The sequence below is a fragment of the Okeania sp. SIO2F5 genome (assembly GCF_010692685.1).
Lineage (GTDB): Bacteria > Cyanobacteriota > Cyanobacteriia > Cyanobacteriales > Microcoleaceae > Okeania > Okeania hirsuta.
In genome coordinates, this window is the sequence record NZ_JAAHGU010000098.1 from 1 (window position 1) to 18,277 (window position 18,277).

At 37.0% G+C, this 18,277-nt stretch carries 11 protein-coding genes; 3 read left to right on the forward strand and 8 right to left on the reverse strand.

Annotation, left to right across the window (positions count from 1 at the left end):
• Positions 1 to 595 precede the first annotated feature (595 nt).
• Positions 596 to 2,674, reverse strand: coding sequence for a cation:proton antiporter (locus F6K27_RS23430; RefSeq protein WP_287279851.1), 2,079 nt, complete (start codon positions 2,672 to 2,674; stop codon positions 596 to 598).
• A gap of 573 nt (positions 2,675 to 3,247) precedes the next feature.
• Between F6K27_RS23430 and F6K27_RS23435 the strand changes: the two genes are divergently transcribed.
• Positions 3,248 to 5,167 carry a bifunctional serine/threonine-protein kinase/formylglycine-generating enzyme family protein gene (locus tag F6K27_RS23435; protein WP_287279853.1) on the forward strand — a complete coding sequence of 640 codons (1,920 nt, stop codon included), beginning with the start codon at positions 3,248 to 3,250 and terminating at the stop codon, positions 5,165 to 5,167.
• 1,209 nt (positions 5,168 to 6,376) lie between these two features.
• Here F6K27_RS23435 and F6K27_RS23440 read toward each other — a convergent pair.
• From F6K27_RS23440 to F6K27_RS23455, 4 genes are all read right to left on the reverse strand, one after another.
• Positions 6,377 to 7,270, reverse strand: coding sequence for a hypothetical protein (locus F6K27_RS23440; RefSeq protein WP_287284572.1), 894 nt, complete (start codon positions 7,268 to 7,270; stop codon positions 6,377 to 6,379).
• 432 nt (positions 7,271 to 7,702) lie between these two features.
• On the reverse strand, positions 7,703 to 8,359 hold the full coding sequence (locus F6K27_RS23445) for an FkbM family methyltransferase (protein ID WP_287279067.1): 657 nt from the start codon (positions 8,357 to 8,359) through the stop codon (positions 7,703 to 7,705).
• A gap of 425 nt (positions 8,360 to 8,784) precedes the next feature.
• Positions 8,785 to 9,645 carry a ribosome biogenesis GTPase YlqF gene (gene ylqF, locus F6K27_RS23450; RefSeq protein WP_287279068.1) on the reverse strand — a complete coding sequence of 287 codons (861 nt, stop codon included), beginning with the start codon at positions 9,643 to 9,645 and terminating at the stop codon, positions 8,785 to 8,787.
• A gap of 121 nt (positions 9,646 to 9,766) precedes the next feature.
• Complete coding sequence (locus tag F6K27_RS23455; protein ID WP_287279069.1) at positions 9,767 to 11,077, reverse strand: RNA-guided endonuclease TnpB family protein; 1,311 nt, start codon at positions 11,075 to 11,077, stop codon at positions 9,767 to 9,769.
• A gap of 371 nt (positions 11,078 to 11,448) precedes the next feature.
• Between F6K27_RS23455 and F6K27_RS23460 the strand changes: the two genes are divergently transcribed.
• On the forward strand, positions 11,449 to 13,155 hold the full coding sequence (locus F6K27_RS23460; protein WP_287279070.1) for a SulP family inorganic anion transporter: 1,707 nt from the start codon (positions 11,449 to 11,451) through the stop codon (positions 13,153 to 13,155).
• Between the two features lie 315 nt (positions 13,156 to 13,470).
• On the opposite strand, the gene F6K27_RS23465 is transcribed toward F6K27_RS23460, so the two are convergent.
• Positions 13,471 to 13,881: a universal stress protein gene (locus F6K27_RS23465; protein ID WP_287279071.1), complete on the reverse strand. Its 411-nt coding sequence runs from the start codon at positions 13,879 to 13,881 to the stop codon at positions 13,471 to 13,473.
• A 137-nt stretch (positions 13,882 to 14,018) separates the two neighbouring features.
• Between F6K27_RS23465 and F6K27_RS23470 the strand changes: the two genes are divergently transcribed.
• Positions 14,019 to 15,215: a phosphoglycerate kinase gene (locus F6K27_RS23470; protein WP_287279072.1), complete on the forward strand. Its 1,197-nt coding sequence runs from the start codon at positions 14,019 to 14,021 to the stop codon at positions 15,213 to 15,215.
• Between the two features lie 2,070 nt (positions 15,216 to 17,285).
• Here F6K27_RS23470 and F6K27_RS23475 read toward each other — a convergent pair.
• Together F6K27_RS23475 and F6K27_RS23480 are read right to left on the reverse strand one after the other, a co-directional pair.
• Positions 17,286 to 17,726, reverse strand: a complete 441-nt coding sequence (locus F6K27_RS23475; protein ID WP_287279073.1) for a hypothetical protein — start codon at positions 17,724 to 17,726, stop codon at positions 17,286 to 17,288.
• Between the two features lie 297 nt (positions 17,727 to 18,023).
• Complete coding sequence (locus tag F6K27_RS23480) at positions 18,024 to 18,185, reverse strand: hypothetical protein (protein WP_161564718.1); 162 nt, start codon at positions 18,183 to 18,185, stop codon at positions 18,024 to 18,026.
• Positions 18,186 to 18,277: the final 92 nt, after the last annotated feature.

Genomic DNA, 18,277 nt, shown 5'->3' on the forward strand with positions numbered 1-18,277 from the left:
ACGCATCCTTAAAACTTTAACCTTTAGCGATCGCCTAATTTATGAAAAATACAGCTCATACAGTTACTTTTATGTTACATTATCAATATTTATGTAATATGTAAAGATGCCAGCGCTCATTGCTATAGATTGGTGGATAGGCTAAACAGTATAAAATAACTCGACTTTGTATTAGACGATAAAAATTTTTAGATAATATAAATTTAAGGCTCATCTTTTTATTAAGAATTTATTTTAATTAATTAAGTCAAAAATACTCATACAAATTTTCGGCCTTGTTATAGGACTTAGGTAGTACAAGGTATTTTCGTCATTGTGACCGACAGAGTTTGCGTAGCAGTCCGGAACGGAAAGCAATCTCAAATCCTAGTTTTTCGTACCTCATGCGTAAGTCCTAATTTAGTTTCGCTTCACTTACAAAAGTATAAAATGTAACTAAAGACAAAATACTATTCCATAGCATTATGGTTGACACCAAATCCTGCGATCGCCAATCAATGTTTGCATTTATTAAGTATTCAACCAGACATGATATAAAAAATAACAACAACTCTGTCAAACTTTATTACTGTTTCCTATTCCCTGTTCCTTCAAATCAAGAATAAGGTTCTCCAAATATAACAACTGAACAAGTAATTTCTGACAAAACTTTAGTAGTAACATCACTAACAGATAATCCTGCCGCAGTACGTCGTCGCATAGAGCGTAATACTACTAATTGATATGATTTTGCTGCCTTACTAATTACAGGGGCAACATCATCATAACGAATAATTTTAATTCTCGATTTCACCTGAGTTTTTCCTTGAGAAATAAGTAGAGAAAGTTGGGAATGAAACTTAGTAATTTGTTCTTTAGAAGTCTGGCGATCGCATACATGAAGTAGAGTTACAGAAGCTTGATTAGTATCAGCAAAAAGTTGAGCAAAACGTACAGTTCTTAATGCCTGGGGAGTAATATTTTTAACTGGTACTAAAATTCTATTAATATTCATCGGATTTTCCAACAAACGTACCACAGCTACCGGACAATGAGCAGACCAAAATACCCGGTCTATTATATTTCCAAATAAACGAGCTTTAATACCAGTAGTCTTGTGCCAACCCATGACAATTAGACTAGAATTTTTTTCCCGTGCTGTGCGACTAACACCTTTAGCAAAATCATCATAAATTCGGATTTCTGGAGCAGCTTCAACTTCAAAACTTTGACTAATTTCCAAAGCAGAACTTAACCTTTTACTGCTCTGTTGTAAAGCCAAATTTAACTGAGGAGAATCCATATTGACGTAACCTTTAACTATGGATAAAGGAATCATTAAACCTCCCTCATGTTTTGCCAACATTACTGCCATTTCAATTAAATATTTTGTTTGTTCTGGAGAAAAATATACTGGCACTAATACAACAAACTTATGGTTAACAATTCCATCAACCCTCTCTGTAAAACTATCTGGAACTTGCTGATGAGTTTCCCACCAAATCAAAGAATTATCCGATGTAAAATCTACCTCTGGCAAAGAAATTTTACTCGCAAATTTAGCAGTAAGAATCGGACCAAAAATAGATGTTACCAACATCAAAAAAATTACACTATTAAATATCACCTCTGGTAATATTCCTACTTGCAAACCCACCAATGCAGCAGCTAAAGTAGCAGCAACTTGTGGCATTGATAGAGACCACATACTCATAGTTTCATACCAATTATATTTATAAATCTTTTTTGCTAAAAATGCAGCTAAAAATTTACTTCCAAGCAAACCAAAAATAATAGATAAAGTTAATTCAAAGCTAGTTAAAAAAGTATTCACAAAAGCCGACATATCCAGCAATAATCCCATATCAACAAAAAAACAAGGAATAAATAAAACACTCCCAACAAACTCTATTTTTTCCTTAACCGGACTTTTACCCACCACATCATTAATCGCTAAACCTGCCAAAAAAGCACCAACAATTTGATCGACATTAATCAATGTTGCACCCAAAGCAGCAATGAACACAACCAACAAAACAAATAAAAATTGATTACTTTCTTGATTAGTAGTTCGCCGGAAAAATTGTTTACCTACCCATTGAAAACCCCAGAGAATTACTCCCGCATAAATAGCCAAACTTCCCAATTGAATTGCCAAACTAATCACAGAGAAATTACCAGCATTAATCGACACACAAATTGCCAATACTAATAAAGCAGCAATATCAGTAAATATTGTCGCCCCAATAGTCACAGTAATCGCTTGATTTCCCACTACACCCAACTGCTGTACAATGGGATAACCTAAGAGAGTATGAGAAGCAAGTAAAGAACCTGTTAAAATCGCACCATTCCAACCCAAACCAAATATTTTGGCAATTAATGTACCAGTAATAAGTGGCAATAAAAATGTGGCAATGCCAAAACCAAGAGAGCGGTCTTGATGTTTTTTAAACTCTATTAAATCAATTTCTAATCCCGCGACAAACATCAGATAAACCTTACCAATGTCTGATAATAATTTCATCGTTTCTGTTTCGGGGTCTAGTAATTTTAATCCATCTCCACCTAAAAAAATTCCTGCCACTAATAAACCAACTAATCCTGGAAGTCTGAGACGTTCAAATAGAGGTGGGAGAGTGAGAATTACTAATAAAAGAATCGTAAATGTAACAATCGGATTTTGTGAAAGCAACTTTGTTATCCCCTAATAAAAAAATATCCTATTACCTCTACTTTATAGTAAGAAGTATGGCGCTACGCGCAAGTCAGAAGTTAGAAGTTAGAAGTCACAAGTTAGAAGTAATCCCTGACTTAGTTTGAGCATTTATAAATTTCCGCGCCCTATTTGCGTAGTGCTATAAAAATTGAAGAAGGAAGAAGAAAAAAGTAGATGGGTATAGTTTAAATCTGTTACTTTAGGGTATTTTTAGGGCAATCAGAAAATAACTTATACACAAGAAACAGGATTTTTAAAAGAAGCGATTTGGAAAAATTTTGAAACAAAGCTAGGCAGTGTACAAAGAAATTTGATAACTGATAACTGAAAAAAGGGGGTTGACAAAAAAACTTGACATGATATTATAAATATAATGGAAAAGGTGCGCTCATATATACTCAAATAAATGAGGCCAAAAAAACCATATTTCCCTAACTTAACAGCAAAATTAAATTACACAGGTTGAAAAAAATTTTTTTTGAAACAAGGCTAGATAGTATACGAAGAAGTCTGAATATCTGAATAACTGAACTGATAAGTGAAAAAGTCATGCAGTCTGGAAAAATCCTGAGACAACGCTACAAAATTATTCAGTCCCTCGGACGTGGAGGATTCGGAGATACCTACTTAGCTGAAGATTTAGATTTACCAGGCAAACCTAAATGCGTAGTCAAACACCTATCACCCAAAAGTTCAGACCCAGGAACATTAACCATTGCCCAAAGATTATTTGAAACAGAAGCAGAAACCTTATACAAACTAGGCAAAGACTCAGACCAAATACCAAAACTATTTGCCCATTTCCAAGAAGCAACAGAATTTTACCTAGTACAAGAATATATAGAAGGGCAAGATATAAGCAAAGAACTAACATCAGGGAAAAAATTAAGCGAGTCTTACACTATTACATTACTCAAAGGAATATTAGAAGCATTAGAAAAAGCTCATCAAAACAATATAATTCACCGAGACATCAAACCACAAAACTTGATGCGTCGCAGGTCAGATAAAAAAATAGTATTGATAGACTTTGGAGCAGTCAAAGAAATAACTGTATTGACTACCAATCAACCAGGAACAACTATTTTAACTGTGGCAGTAGGAACACCTGGTTATATGCCAAGCGAACAAAGTAACGGCAGACCAAAACTGAGTAGCGATATATATGCAGTAGGAATGGTAGGAATAAAAGCACTGACAGGCAAAGACCCCCAAAATTTACCCACAGACCCAAAGACAGGAAATGTTATCTGGCGAAACCAAGCAAAAGTAAGTAACTATCTAGCAAATATATTAGATAGGATGGTGCAGGAATATTTTCCACAGCGTTATGAAAACGCCACAGAAGTATTAGAAGCATTGAGTGAACTTGTACTAGCAAAAACGACGGTAAAAGTAAACCCACCTACACCGACACAAACATCAACAGCAAAAGTAAACCTACTCACACCCACACTAGCACCAAAACAAGCAACAACAGTTCCATCCCCACCCCAAACCCAACCTAATAAAACCAGAAGAAAAATATTGATATTAGGAGGTTTAGCAGGAAGTGGGTTTGCAGCAGCAATGTTAAGTAAAGATTGGTGGAATCAACCATCTCCAGAAATTATTCCTACTCCTGAACCAAAACCAGCACCACAACCCAAAACTTCCATTCAGAAATTTACCACCGTTACAGTCAACAGCAGAGGAGAAATAATTAGTCGCCGTCAACATCAAGTAGAAGTAATCATAGAAAACCTCGGTAATGGAGTTACCCTAGAAATGGTAAAAATTCCTGCGGGTAGCTTTATTATGGGGTCTCCAGATAAGGAAGCAGGGAGATATGATAATGAAGGTCCGCAACATAATGTAGATGTGCCAGAATTTTTCATGGGAAAGTATCCAGTCACTCAAGTACAATGGCAAGCAGTTATGGGTAATAATTTTTCTAGGTTTAAAGGTGCAAACCGCCCTGTAGAAAGAGTAAATTGGTACAAAGCTACAGAGTTTTGTGAAATATTCTCACAAATAACAGGTAAAAACTATCGCTTACCCAGTGAGAGTCAGTGGGAATATGCTTGTCGAGCAGGAACAACAACACCATTTTATTTTGGAAAAACTATAACGACTGAGTTAGCTAACTATAATGCTAGGGAAACTTATGCTTCTGCACCCAAAGGAATATATCGCAACAAAACAACAAATGTAGGAATTTTTCCTCCCAATACTTTTGGTTTGTACGATATGCACGGGAATGTTTGGGAATGGTGCGCTGATGAATGGCACGATAATTATAGTGGTGCGCCTACTGATGGCAGTGCTTGGTTGGATGGAAATGAGAATCGTTCTCCACTGCGGGGAGGTTCGTGGAGCAACTATCCTTTTCTCTGCCGTTCAGCTATCCGTCTCTACTACAATAGACGTGTAGACCATGACTATGATTTTGGTTTTCGTATTGTGTGTGATGATGGGAGAACTCTTTAACCCTTTTCTCTTTTTTTCTTTTTTCTCTTCTCCTGCCCGCTCCATGGGAAAAATTTTTTTTCACAGTTGCAGAAGTCAGGGCAAGACAAGGATTTTGCTACAGATGTAGGGATGATTAATCTGAGTCTGCATTCTGTGAAGCACCAAAAAAATCGGCAGGAAATTCCCCTTGCATCCCCAAAAAAATCATGGTAGTATGTAATTATTGGGAGTTGTTTTTACCTATGCATGACTTTTTATTCAACTAAAAAACAGCATTTTATAAACCAAGCATATATATAGAGGCTCAAAAGCGATCGCCAACAATAGCATCAGAAGACAAAAAATCATTGTGTGAAGCACCAAAAGATTTCTCCCATAGAGACTTTTATAAATATATAAATAAACTCACAGCGCGATCGCTACCATCACAAACCAGTCACTCATTCTGTGAAGCACCAAAAAAAACGGCAGGAAATTCCCCTTGCATCCCCAAAAAAATCATGGTAGTATGTAATTATTGGGGTTCGCTCGTACCTACGCATGATTTTTTATTCAACTAAAAAACAGCATTTTATAAACCAAGCATATATATAGAGGCTCAAAAGCGATCGCCAACAATAGCATCAGAAGACAAAAAAATCATTGTGTGAAGCACCAAAAGATTTCTCCCATAGAGACTTTTATAAATATATAAATAAACTCACAGCGCGATCGCTACCATAACAAACCAATAACTCATTCTGTGAAGCACCAAAAAAAATCGGCAGGATATTCCCCTTGCATCGGCAAAAAAATCATAGTAGTATGTAATTATTGGGGTTCGCTCGTACCTACGCATGATTTTTTATTCAACGCTAAAAAAGCATTTTAGAAGCAAGCATATTATAAATAAACTCACAGGGCGATCGCTACCATAACAAACCAATAACTCATTCTATGAAGCACCAAAAAAACGGTAGGATATTCCCCTTGCATCGGCAAAAAAATCATAGTAGTATGTAATTATTGGGGTTCGCTCGTACCTACGCATGATTTTTTATTCAACAAAAGATATTGTAGATTGGGTTAAGCGACAGCGCAACCCAAAAAATCAGAAATAAAGAAGAATTGTTTTAACCTACAAAGTAACAATATTAGTAGTGTTGGGTTTATCTTTCAGATAAGCTCCGCTAACGTTGCCTCAACCCAACCTACAGAAAATTTTTTGATTATCAGCAAATTAAGGGATTAAACTTCCTCTGCCGCTTGCAAAATCAAACGACGAGCTACAGTTTGAGTACCAGTATGTTCAAAATAATTAGTAGTCAAATCGAGAAAAGCCGCCAAATAATCCAACTTATCATCAGCAATTTCAACAAAACCTTGTAAATGATCGATAATCATTTGAGGGTCTAATCCTCGCGACGACACTAAATTACTCATCCAACCCCTAACCGAATCAAAACTATTACCAATAAAATCAAGCTTACCCTGGGTACTATCACCAGGAATCAAATTATTTACCTTCTGAAACAAAGGATTTCGTTGCAGACCAGCAGAACTCATTCCTCCAATAATATCTCCCACGCGATCGACAAAATCAGGTCCTAAAGGAATCAACCCATCAAAACACACCAAAGCAACCATTCGCATCAAAGAAGGGCCACTATATTCTTCTACCAAAGCTGCGGAAAAATCTCCTAAACTTTCTCTAGTTGGCATTCCATTTAATTTGCAGAAAGCAACCAACTCAGCCACCACCTTAATTGCTAAATCAACTGCCTGAGTTTTATCTGCTGATGGGGTTAATTTATTCAGGAAACTGAGGAAAGAGATTTTTCCACCAATTTTGTTGGCCATTGCTGCCGCACCCATAGCAGCATCAGCTTTATCTAAAGTTTGGTAAACCCAGATAGCGTCTTGATATCCTTGAGATTTGTCATTATATATCCATAGAGCGCGTTCGCTAATTTTCTGAATTTTTTGAGGTTTATCTTTGCCAGTAACTTCCCGAACTGTATTTTTAAAACCTACTAAATTGTTCCATTCTCCAGGTACGATGAAATCTAGAGCGCGTAATGCTGAAACTGTAATTCCACCAGTGGGTAAGTCATCTACTAATGTGATAATTGAATTGTTCATAATTTATTTGTCTGTATTAATTTTTTCTCCATTACAATTTATCTTGGTTCCGGAGATGATATTCCTATCCTATTTTGCATTGAGCAAATTTTCCGATAAGTCGTTCAAATACAATAATTCTACTTTTACTATCCCTACAAGAGTTTATAAAGTAAAGGAAAACATCATTCTGTGAAGCACTACTAAAAAATCGGTGGCGCAGGAGTATTTTCCCTTGCATCCTCAAAAAAATTGTGATACTTTGTATTTAATGGTGGTTGCTCGTACATACGCATGACTTTTTATTCAACTAAAAAATCTAACAAATGGTGAATCTAGTAGCGATAGAACTCCGTTCCGCTGTCCAGATCGTGGAGATTTACAGGAAGAATTTACCCTTGGAACTACCACCTTTTCTTATTCTTACCAACCTAACAGTAATTAAACAAAAAACTACCTCTTTAGATAAAAAGCATCTCCCCAAGTTTCTCCTTCCCAATTTGTTTCAAGTCTTTGAAAATCAAACCTTCCTAGAAATTCATCTAACTCCTCAACCCTGGCACAATTTTCATATAATTCATCTCGGTTAACTTCAGTCAGAATATAATCAATATTTTTCAGAGTTTTTCGACTACCTTTCAAAACTTCTAACTCATATCCTTGTACATCAATAATCAAGAAATTATAGTTTTCTTTATCCTCTAAAATATCATCTAGTCTTACCATCTCCACAAATTCTTCTCTATCAAAAATAATCTCAGGATATTGTTCCAAATGTTTTTTAGGCTGTAAAACAGAAGATGACATTGCATTATTCGCACTTTCTACATACATTTTAACTGTTTTATTTTCATTCCCTAAAGCCTTCTGAAATAACCTAACATTTTCTCCAACGTGGCTTTTAAGAATTTCAAAATTTTCAGTCAGAGGTTCAAAAAAAACCAAGTTAACTATATTTAATTTTTGATAAATTTCGTACTCCTGACCATAATGAGCGCCAATATGAATTAATCCTGGAATTTTTAATTGATATTTCTCAACAAGTTCCTGAAAATCAAGAGAGAGATTCTTAGCTCCGGCTGGACCAATATTTCCAAATATATTTGACATTTTTTTGATAGTAAAAACTTTTTTAAATTATTAATATCCTAGATAAAATTTTTGAGCGATCGCTTATTTATTAAATAAACTTAATAAAGTTATAGTAAAAAATAAGTGACTAAGTGACAAGTAATAGTGCCCATTCCCTATTCCCTAATTTCTATTTTATAGGACTTACGCACCAGACCACATATATAGAGTGAAAAACTCTAACGTTAGAGTTTTTTTAACTCTATATATAGTACCTTGGCGTAAGTCTTGTTTTAATAGCTATTCTTAACAAAAAACCGACAAAATAGATAAGTTATGTGTATCTCTTTGAGAGGCTTTTTGAAGAGAAAAAGTGCATTAAAAAATAGATTATTTTCAATAACTGAAGTAGTTTAGCCAACAATCTATACTCTTTTTCTCTGCTCCCCTACTCCACTTCTCCCCTACTCCCTATTCAAAGGTAACTCCAAAGGTATTTGCCCTAATAAACCCTTACGAAAATCATCCAAAATTCGTCTAGCAGTACGCTCAACATCTCCTTGAAAAAGTTGATTTGCAACCTCATGTAAATAACTTTCACCTGTATAATTACTCGCTTTTAACTCATAACGATATTCTAAACAAGAAGCAGAAACAAAACCATTACTATCAACCTCTAGAGACATCAACAAATCAATCAAACTAGCAACAATTCGCTGATTATCATAAGCAGCATCGCCAATATCTTCACAAATAGCCAACTTAATCGCATCCTCTTCATTTTTAATCCTACTAGGAATTACCCCAGGAGCATCCAACAATTCAATCTCATCAGATATCCGTACCCATCTTAACTGCTTAGTCACACCAGCACGTCTAGCACTCTCAACAACCTTCCTCTTCAACAACCTATTAATCAGAGCAGACTTTCCCACATTAGGAAAACCAATAACCACAGCACGAACAGGACGAGGTAACATCCCGCGATCGCGCCGTCTTTGATTAACAGCACGACCAGCTTCCCGCGCCGCCTTGGCCACACCCTTCACCCCATCACCCAACTTAGCATTAGTAAAATAAGGCACTTGTCCCTCAGCTTCAAACCATTCCTGCCAAATCTTCATCACATCCGAAGAAATCATATCCATGCGGTTCAATACCAATACCCGCGCCTTATTTCCCACCCACTCAGACATCTGGGGATGATTAGTAGTCAGCGGGATACGAGCATCTCGAACTTCGAGAACCACATCAACCCGTTTCAGTTGTTCCTTAAGATTTCGTTCGGCCTTCGCAATATGGCCCGGATACCATTGTATAGTCATTGAATAAATTCAACCGCTTTGCGGAAGTCAAGCATTTGCGCAGCATTCCTATTGGAATGCTCCTCTAAAAGAGGCACTAAAAATAAAGCTGTTTTATGGTAAAGTATTCAGATGTAGCATCTTAATATTTTGACATCCTCTCCGGCCTAAAGGTGCGAAGATTCCTACTGAGCCGTAGCTCTTTGGTGGGTTGACGCTTTGCTGGCGCATAGCTGTCGCTAACACAGGGTGCTGCTTCCTTGGCGGTAGTCTGACGCTTCCCTCCACGTCCGTTTTTTGTCTCCGAATGTCCTCCGGAGACTAATATATTTATTGCTGCGTTTTCATCCCGGTCGTGCTTTGTACCACAGTTAAGGCACTCCCATTCTCGCACTTTCAGGTGTAATTTTCCCCCTCGAAAACGGCAACATGAACAGATTTGAGTCGTAGCTTCCCAACGACTAATTACTCTTAGCTCGCGACCGTACTTTTCTGCTTTTCCTTCTAATAATGTACGAAATTGTCTCCAGCCTAAATCACTAATGGATCTGGACAATTTCCGGTTCTTAATCATACCTGAAACGTTTAAATCTTCCAGAATAATTGTTTGGTTTTTACGAATTATTTCGGTAGATAATTTATGTAGAAAATCGGTTCTAGTGTCTTTTAATCTGGCATGTTTGCGTAGCATTCCGTAGGAAAATTTAGCTATCCTAAGTCTGGCTTTTTCATATCGTTTATAACCATTACTTTTTTTTGATAATGATTTACTTAATTTTCTATATTTTTTAATTCGTTTTTTTAATGGTTTTGGTGCTTCTACTTTTTGACCATTGCTGAATGTGGCAAAAGTAGAAATTCCTAAATCTATGCCTACTGATTTGCTAGATTCTGGTAGTTTTTGTGCTTGAATTTCTACTACAAAACTCAAGAAGTATCCAGTAGGGGCGATTCGCGAATCGCCCCTACAATCTTTGATTACTGTTACTGATGATGGTTCTCCTGGTAAAGGTCTTGACCATACTACTTTTAATAAGCCGATTTTTGCTAAATATACTTTGTCTTCATTTACTTGAAATCCTCTTAAGCTAAACCTAGCAGTTTGTCTTGACCTTCGCTTTTTAAACCTGGGAGGTTTAATTGCTTTACCTTTTCTCTTACTTTTAGTTGAATTAAAAAAGTTTTGGTAAGCCTGATTTAAATCATTTAATGATTGTTGCAATGGGACTACTGAAACTTCCGACAACCACTCCCTATTTTTAGTTTTTTTAGCTTGAGTAATAAAGAGTTTTTGTAATTCAGAGTTACTTGGTTTTTTCTGGCCTAAAGCATACTTTTCCTGACAACAAGCTAGACTATCGTTCCAGACTGTGCGGACACAACCAAATAGCTTTGCTAATTGGTATTTTTGTCCCGGTGTTGGATAAATTCGATATTTGTACCTAGCTTTCATAATTATCGTTTTTAACTCACAATACTATAGGATATTTGTGGGTATTAAATCAAATCAAAAGTCCCCCTTCTAGGGCTATGCTTTACCCATAAGTCTTAGAAGCATTGCAGGGTGGTCCGTGTGGTCCGTGTGGTCCGTGTGGGGAGATGGTTTAAGTAGCTAGTCAGAGTTGGCAAATGCCGAAATTGCCTTATTCACTTTTAGCCACCTATGTCCTAGATATGAGAAATGGCAGGAAAGTCTTCTCTTCCCCCTCTTCCCCCTCTCCCCTCTCTCCCCTATCCTGTAAGGAATTTAACAGATGTGGGTAAAGCATAGCTTCTAGGGGGAGGCTTCAAACCCAGTTTTTCGGTGATTCAGGGAAATCTTTCATGCAAATTACCAATACGATTCATTTCCGAAACCTAAAAGGAGATATTTTTGGCGGGTTAACTGCTGCAGTGGTGGCCTTACCAATGGCACTAGCTTTCGGAATTGCTTCTGGAGCAGGTGCTGCTGCAGGGTTATGGGGAGCAATCTTAGTCGGATTTTTTGCCGCTTTATTTGGTGGCACCCCTAGTCTAATCTCTGAACCAACTGGACCGATGACGGTCATTGTCACCGCTGTTATCGCCGAATTAATGGCCGTAAATCCCGAAAGTGGTCTGGCAATGGCCTTTACCGTGGTGATGATGGCGGGTATCTTTCAAATCCTATTTGGAGTCCTGCGGTTGGGAAAGTATATTACCATGCTTCCTTATAACGTCATTTCCGGTTTTATGACAGGAATTGGCGTGATTTTGATTTTTTTGCAAATTGCGCCGTTTATCGGTCAACAAACCCCCTCTGGTGGAGTAATTGGCGTGATTAAGGCTTTCCCTAATTTGATTACCAATATTAATCCATGGGAAACGTTGTTAGGGTTAATTACTCTAGGAATTTTGTTCTTTTGTCCCGCCAAACTAAAAAAGTTAGTCCCTCCCCAACTAATAGCTTTGGTAATTGGTACAGCGATTTCTTTGATTTTCTTTGGAAATATAGAAATTCGGACGATCGCTACAATTGGAGAAATTACCCCCGGTTTGCCACAACTGCAAATTCCTACATTTACCGCTGAAAATTTACGGTTAATGTTTGTAAATGCCATGGTTTTGGGTATGGTGGGTTCTATTGATTGCCTATTAACTTGTTTGGTATCAGATAGTTTGACCAGAACTGAACATAAATCTAATAAAGAATTAATCAGTCAAGGGGTGGCTAACTTAATTACAGGTTTATGTGGTGGAATTGCTGGTTCTGGAGCAACAACAGCAACTGTAGTTAGTATCCAAGCGGGGGGACGCACCGCTTTAGCTGGCATTAGTCGCGCTTTAGCACTGTTAATTGTTGTGTTATGGGCAGCACCTTTAACTTCCGGAATTCCCCTAGCTGTGTTAGCAGGAATTGTCTTAAAGGTGGGAATTGATATTATTGATTGGGGTTTCCTCAAACGGGTTCACAACATTTCTTGGAAAGCTGCTGGAATTGTTTATAGTGTGGTACTACTCACGGTATTTGTGGATTTAATGGTAGCGGTTGCCGTGGGAGTTTTTATCGCGAATATTTTAACCATTGAACGTCTCGAAGAAATGCAATCTCAGTCTGTAAAAGCGATTACTGATGCGGACGATCAAATCGTAATGAATGACGAAGAAAAGCAAATTTTGGATTTGGCAAATGGCCGAGTTTTGCTGTTTCATTTGAGCGGGCCAATGATTTTTGGAGTAGCCAAAGCGATTTCCAGAGAACATAGTGCCATTGGTAATTATGATGTGTTGATTGTCGATTTGAGTGAAGTGCCAATTCTAGGGGTAACTTCTTCTTTAGCGATTGAAAATGCCATTCAAGAGGCGATCGATGCTGGACGAGATATCATTATGGTTGGAGCAACTGGAAAGGTAAAACGCCGGTTAGAAAAGCTGGGAATTGCTGGCTTAATTCCAGAGAATTACTGGATGGGCGATCGCCTGACTGCACTTAAGGAAGGTTTACAAATAGTGAAGCAAAAACAAAGCTCTAGCTATGAAAATATCCAAAAACCTGCTTTTCCCAGTTCTTAATCCTATTTTTCTCATAGAAACCCGATTTTTCCCAACATAATCCGCATTTTTAGCCAAAGCAATTCTGCTGATTACGCTGAGTATTTGCCTAGAAGTTGAGATAGTTTTTTGTTTTTTTGGGGGGTGAGGGTGGCAAGAAGAAAGGCAAAGAATGGAACAGAGGAAAATAATTTGTCAAATTTTTAGCTATTAGCAGACCCGCTAGTTTTTGTTCACAAAACTGATACCAGGAAGCATTTCTCTAAAAAAATCCCAAATCATCACCTTTTCTATTTTGCCAAATCCCAAATTCCCCTAAACTCTAAAATCTAAAATCTAAGGTACTACCAAAATTGGACAAGGAGACAGATTAATAATCCGGTTACTAACACTATCAGTAGCTCCTTCCTCACTCAAACCAATACCTCGGCAGCCAATCACAATTAAGTCAGCATTAATCTCATCTGCCACATCACAGATAGTAAAAGCCGGATGGCCTTCCCTTTGGATCGTTTCAGCTTCAATACCCTGCCCGGCAAATAGAGCCTTAGCCTCCTCTAAAAGTTGGGTAACTGTTTGCTCAGAAGTCATTTCTGGGTGGAAAGCTTCCTGGCCTTCTGAAACTACTTCTCGCACTGAAATTACTACCAAGCGAGCTTGATATGTCTTGACAATGTTAATCACTTTTTCCGCAGCTTCGCGAGCTTCTCGGCTACGGTCTACAGGAAATAGAACTGTTTTAAACATAGAAGTATATTTGGGGCACGGACTCCGATAAAATGTTTACCGTGAACGAATTGGTGTAACCTAATTTTATCCATTTATAGGCCATACAATCCCAATTAATGGACATTGATAAAACAAATACTTAGGAGATTAATCCTGTGACAAAAAAAACTGTAGCAAATTTATCGGCATCTGACTTATCTGGCAAAAAGGTACTCATGCGGGCAGACTTTAATGTGCCTGTTGATAATGGTAGTATTACAGATGATACTAGGATTCGGGCAGCTCTTCCCACAATTCAAGATTTAATTGGTAAAGGTGCAAAAGTTATCTTGACTAGCCATTTTGGACGTCCGAAGGGAAAAGTAAATGATGGTATGCGTCTTACTCTTGTGGGAGAAAGACTCTCTGAAGTATTGGGTAAGGAAGTTAAAAAGTGTGACGACTGCATTGGTGAGGATGTAGCTTCTACTGTAGCAGCGATGCAAGATGGCGATGTAGTTTTGCTGGAGAATGTTCGCTTCTACCCTGGAGAGGAGAAAAATGACCCAGAGTTTGCCAAGCAACTTGCTTCTGTGGCAGATGTATATGTGAATGATGCTTTTGGAACTGCTCACCGTGCCCATGCTTCCACTGAGGGCGTGACTAAATATTTGAGTCCTTCTGTCGGTGGTTATTTAATTGAAAAGGAATTAAAATTCCTCCAAGGTGCAATTGATAATCCTCAAAAACCTTTGGCTGCTATTATTGGTGGTTCTAAGGTTTCTAGTAAGATTGGTGTGATTGATGCTTTGTTAGATAAGTGCGATAAGTTGCTGTTGGGTGGTGGAATGATTTTTACTTTCTACAAAGCTCGTGGTTTAAGTGTGGGTAAATCTTTGGTTGAAGACGATAAGTTGGAATTGGCTAAGTCTCTTGAAGCTAAAGCAAAAGAGAAAGGTGTAGAGATGTTATTGCCTACTGATGTGGTTGTAGCTGATAAGTTTGACGCAGAAGCTAATACTCAAACTGTTAGTGTTGAAGCTATTCCTGATGGTTGGATGGGTTTGGATATCGGTCCTGACTCTGCGAAGGTTTTCCAAGATGCTTTAGCAGACTGCAAAACAGTAATTTGGAACGGTCCAATGGGCGTGTTTGAAATGGAGAAATTTGCTAAGGGTACTGAAGCGATCGCCCGGACTCTTGCGGATAAACAGGATGCTATTACTATTATTGGTGGTGGTGACTCTGTTGCTGCTGTAGAGCAGTTGAATTTGGGAGAAAAAATGAGTCATATTTCTACTGGTGGTGGTGCTAGTTTGGAATTGTTGGAAGGTAAGGAATTACCAGGTATTGTTGCTTTAGACGAAGCATAAATTGCTTTAAGCGATCGGTAAGTGCTTCTCTGTTTTACACTATAAAATAGGGAAGCATTTTACATTAGCAAAAGTAATATTATGTCTGGTTGAACAGTTATAAATCAACGACGGAGGAGTCAGGTAGGGAAGCCGTCGGATGGGCGAGGTACAGGAGGAGTGAGTCACGGGGGAAGAAAGAGGAGGAGAAGCAGAAAGTTTTTTTATCACTAATTATCCGGACATGATATAACTCAAAGAAAAAGAAGAAGTTCTAAAAAAATCATCCTAGAACAACCTTTGATTAATCAAACAATAACTGCGGGTACTCAAGTAATTGAATTTACAGCGTTGGTAATTAATGGGATGATTTATATTTTGGGGTAGCGCTCTGTAACCTACCCCGGTTAATCATTGGGGGATTGCCCCTACAAATTTCATCCTGTAATTTACCAACGCCAATTTACAATACCCATTGAGATTCCCAAGAATGACACCCCTTCATTTGAGACAGATAGCAATTGAATTATTTGGGAAGTTGAACTTGCTGGTAGCAGTGCTATTTCTGGGTTAGATTTTGACAGCATAGGTGACGGCATCTATAAAAATATTGGTAAAGTTGTTGCTGATGATGTCACCGACGAAGATCCTAGTCACTACGTTAACGGCGAACCAGATCCTCAAGACCCTGGTATTGACATTGAAAAGTTCACTAATGGTGTAGATGCTGACACCATAGAGGAAGCAGTAGAAATTGCTGCTGGTGAGACAGTTACTGGGACTTATGAAGTGACTAACACTGGTGATGTACCCTTTGACGAAAATGAAGTTGTAGTCACTGATGACCAGAAAGGTATAATTTTGTAAACTGGAAAATTTTTTTATTGGGATTGAGATGTAGATATTAATGCTGTATGTACACTAGATAAGTGATAGTCCTGTATATGTAGTGATAAGTCAATATAAATTATTAGTTTTTGAGATTAATCTTGAAAATATTACGTTTTTAGACAGTGTAAAGTTCTTGGAATAACTATTGCTAGCCAAGGCTTTCAGGGACTCAAGGTTAAAAACTATCGATTCAGAATAATAGGTGCTTTCATCCATGGATAATGGATAATGGATAATTACCTCTCCCTAAAAGGGAGAGGATTAACTAAAAGGAAAAAATTTATTTTTTTCCCCTTGAAAGGGGAAGCTTTCAACCTGAATTATTTAATTATTTAATTATTTAATTCTTCGGTAAGCCTTTTCCAGTAATACTTATCAGTCTTGAGAGCACACCGTTTTTTAGAAGAACTTTGTACTCTCCAGTTACGTTTTCTCCTGCTGAAAAATTTAAAAATTATTGTCTAGGCAATATAGCTGCCTCTAGGCTCTGCCTTTCATGTCGCGCAGCAAAACGCTTCATATAATCAGCTATAAAATCATCAGGAATTAACCCCAAACATTCTAACCAAAAAGTATGCTATTATCTATTGACAGTAGTCATAAAAAATCTCTATCTCTATAATTCATATCTGCCCTAGTTGTGGTAGTAATTATATTGTTAAAAATGGGATTATTCACTTCGGAAAAACAAAAATATCAGTGTCAAAATTGTCTGTGAAAATTTGTGAAAAATAGTAAAATAAATTATATTTAGTAATGAAGCCAAAGAATTAATTGATAAATTAGTTTGGCACTTTTTAATTCGTGTAACAGGTGTGTCGAAAAAATGGTTCCAGAATTACGTTAATAATAAGTATGCTGAAGTTTCTCGGTCTATTAAATATACTAAGAAAAAACTGGGTAAACTCATCATCCAATGTAATTAAATGTAGTCATTTGTTGACCATAAAAATCACAAACAATGGCTCTGATTAGCAATTGATATAGAAACTAAATGAAGGGTTTCGCTGCGCTACATGAGAGGGGGAGACTAGCAGCAGCTATATCGCCTGACCACAATTTTATCACTACATATACAGAACCACCGAAATATATTAGAGACTGTTTGTATTGATTTATCATAATGAATAGAGGAAATAATTACTCTAACATCTTAAATTTTTAATTTTTGCTTCAATCGCAAATCAACAATACCTAGTTTTATTGTTGTTGATAAGTAATTTCTTCTCTCTTCACGACCAGACCATTGATTGCTAGACTAAAAGAACCATCATTCACTCTGAAAGTTTTATTTCCATCAATTGCAGCATATCCTTGATTAAATTCTACAGGTAACTCTAAAACTTGATTCGGATTAGATTTTCTGCCTGCAACTAACATTAATTTACCATTTGGTTGACGACAAATATTGGCAAAATAGTTCTTGGATTCAAAATAATTTACTTCAGACCAGTTGTCTCCACGTTGAAGACAAATACGCCGATTATTCCGGGGAAGTTCAGCTAATAATATAGTTCCTTGCTCTGTTTCTAGATTGTTATGATATGCTAGAGCTTTTGCTAAAAATGTATATAAAAAGAATGTAGTAATTGTCAACAGTCCTAACTTTAAGAGCTGTTGATTAGTCTTAACAAAATTCACAGTTTAGTTCTCCGATAAATTAATTAATGGATTCCATGATACAACATAGAAGCAAAATTTAATAATTAAATTTCTATGATTCAATAAAAAGCATATCTGGCAAGGGAGGCGAATTAAACTTTCTTGAAATAAAAATCAATAGAGCTACTATCTCTCTTGACATACTTTTTCAAAAAATTGACTACACACATAGGTTATTTGTTCTTCACTGATAGTCTTACCATTTTCTACAATACTTAAAGTAGCACCTGTTACAATATAGATAATATTTCCGTTTTCAGCAACATATCCAGTTCCCTATTCAGCTATTGCAGGTATCTTAATAGCATTTTCAGGATTAGCTTTTTGACCACCAATATAAATTAATTGACCATTTGGCTTTCGACAGATATTGGCAAAAAAATTAGCTGTTTCTACATAATCAAAGATGTTACTAAAGGCAGATTTTACTGAAGGCATATCTGCAAACTATTAGTGGTCTGTCAACTTTGAAGTGATGGATAGATTTTTGTAACTGTGATTTTTGGGTAATGTTTTTTGGGTAATATGAC